At 38.7% G+C, this 2409-nt stretch carries 2 protein-coding genes; both read right to left on the bottom strand.

What is annotated here, in order from left to right; genetic code table 11:
* Positions 1–140 precede the first annotated feature (140 nt).
* Positions 141–1436 carry a Na+/H+ antiporter NhaC family protein gene (locus ACIPNH_RS01040; RefSeq protein ID WP_400771071.1) on the bottom strand — a complete coding sequence of 432 codons (1296 nt, stop codon included), beginning with the start codon at positions 1434–1436 and terminating at the stop codon, positions 141–143.
* A gap of 580 nt (positions 1437–2016) precedes the next feature.
* Entirely contained in the window at positions 2017–2142 is a 126-nt protein-coding gene (locus tag ACIPNH_RS01045) for a hypothetical protein (RefSeq protein WP_400771074.1), read from the bottom strand.
* Positions 2143–2409: the final 267 nt, after the last annotated feature.

Genomic DNA, 2409 nt, shown 5'->3' on the forward strand with positions numbered 1-2409 from the left:
TGAGACGCCAAATACCCTAAGTTTTTTGTCATTAACCTGCACAGATTGCGAAGATAAATAAATAGCTTCAGTTTCATGATAAGGGGGTTGGCGAAGGGTGTCAAGTAATTCCGTTCCTTATGGGTAAAAAAAGAGAAACTCTAAGTTGCAGCCGCACAATGTTTCTCTTTTCTGCTGTTGATGATTATTTCGCCTATTGTAACTGCCGCTAGAATAAAGCAATAATATACCTGTGTTAATAAAGAAATAGGTGATACAGAGGCGATGCTACCTGCTAGCAATAGCTGGGAACCATAAGGTAAGATACCTTTTGTAGCACAAGCAAAAACATCTAATAAGTATGCGCTGCGATGTGGCGCAATACTGTGTTTTTGTGCAAGCCTTTTTGCAATGCCACCACTTAGTAAAATAGCAATGGTATTATTGGCAACTAAGGTAGTAAACATAGACGCAATTCCTGCTATCACAAATTCAGCTTTAGTTTTTGTGATATTGCTTTCATCGATGAGTTTATGCAACGCTTTTTGACCTTGCTTGTACATTATATGGCTCAATCCACCGATAAATAGAGCAAATATCACTATTTCGTTTACTTTTTTGAAACCGTCATACATGTCATGAGGAAATTGAATGATAGCATAGTCAAAAAAAGTTATTCCTAGCACACCAGCAATAATTATGTTTATAGTTATTGTTACTAAAGTGGCGACTTCAAGCAGCCCCATGATTATTAAAGAAATGTAAGGAATAATTTTTATTATAGAATAATAATCTAAATTTGATATAGAAATAATTTTTGTACTATTTGAGGCAACTGCTAGGTAGATGAGTGTTATAATGCTGGCAATAAGTGCAACTTTAGAGTTCATTTTAAGTTTATCTTTTGCTGAAGCTTCCTGTGAAGAAACAGATGCAATGGTGGTATCAGATATCATCGAAAGGTTATCGCCAAACACGGCACCACCTACTACAGTTGCAGTTCCTATTTCGAGACCAAAAGCTCCACTTTTTGCCAGATTAACAGCTATAGGTACCATCAGCGCAACAACTCCCATAGATGTGCCAATTGCAGTTGAAATAAAAGCAGAAGCCAAAAATACTCCAGGCAGCAGTAATCTTGCTGGAAGGAAATTAAGAATTAAATTAGCAACAGTGTCTGCGCTACCAATTGATTGAGTAACTGCAGAAAATGCTCCAGAAAATAAAAAAATTAAACACATAGTAAGGGTGTTTTTGTCACCCATGCCCTTGATAACAGTATCGATGTTATGCTGAGTTTTATTTGTACCACGTGAGACAGCAAAAAATAGTGCTGGTAACAAGCATATTACTGGTGAAACCTGATGAAGTGGATTATCAGTTCCGATAAAAGAAAAATAAGCACCACTTCCAAGATACAAGATTAAAAAAATAATCAAGGGGACAAAAGCTGTCATTTTACTGTACCTAAACTTATAACTATAACTAATTAAGTGGTTTTAAGCAAGTTTGGTTTTCACTAGTTCTACAGGAAGTCAATAGCAGAGTTTTAAACTTCATATTTAATCTACTAAATAAATAGCACATGTAGCTTATTGCTTGACAATAGGATCTAATTGTTGTCTAGATTCCAGCATCACGCGCACAACTGTACGAACATTTGTTTGCGAAGAAATGTTATAGCTGGTTTTGCCTCAAACACAAAGATGTCATCCGAGTAGCTGACTACTTGGATCCAGAAAATTTTGCTGCGAGTAAGCAAATTTGTTTGGTGAGCATAGAAAGTGGAATGTGTAAGCACAGCCTCAACAGGTTGTCATCCAAGTAGCTGACTACTTGGATCCAGCTGAGTTGGTGAGTATAAAAGTATAGCTAACGCGAGCTCTACGTCATACCGCCGCAGAATAATTAACCGTCATACCGCGATTCATTCGCGGTATCTCAGCCGCTAACAAGAGATCCCGCTAACAAGCAGCGGGATGACGAGTTACTATACCGCTGCGAACCGTCATACCGCCGTGGTATCTCTAGATCCCGCTAACACGTAGTGGGATGACGATTGTCAGGGTAGCTGTCATCCCAGTAGCCTCTTTCTTTTGTCATCCTAGTGCCCTGACTACTTGGATCCAGAAAAAAGAATGGTGTCATGAAAGTAGCTGACACTGGTCTCCATCAAAAAGGGTGTCATCCGAGTAGCTTGACTACTTGGATCCAAGAAACTTAATTGCAAGTAATGCATTGGGTTTGGTGAGTATGGGTTTTGCGTTATAGAATGAAGCACTTTTTGTGAATTTGTAAAGAAAACTGGATCCAAGTAGTCAAGCTACTCGGATGACATCATCCTTTTTTTTGGATTCCAGACTGGAATGACAGCAGTCCTACGTCATACCGCGATTCATTCGCGGTATCTCTAGATCCCGCTAACAAGCA

This window comes from Wolbachia endosymbiont of Drosophila barbarae (assembly GCF_044752445.1).
Lineage (GTDB): Bacteria > Pseudomonadota > Alphaproteobacteria > Rickettsiales > Anaplasmataceae > Wolbachia > Wolbachia pipientis.

Coding starts and splice junctions, on each gene's coding strand:
- ACIPNH_RS01040 (WP_400771071.1), bottom strand. CDS start 1,436: ATGACAGCTTTTGTCCCCTTGATTATTTTTTTAATCTTGTATCTTGGA.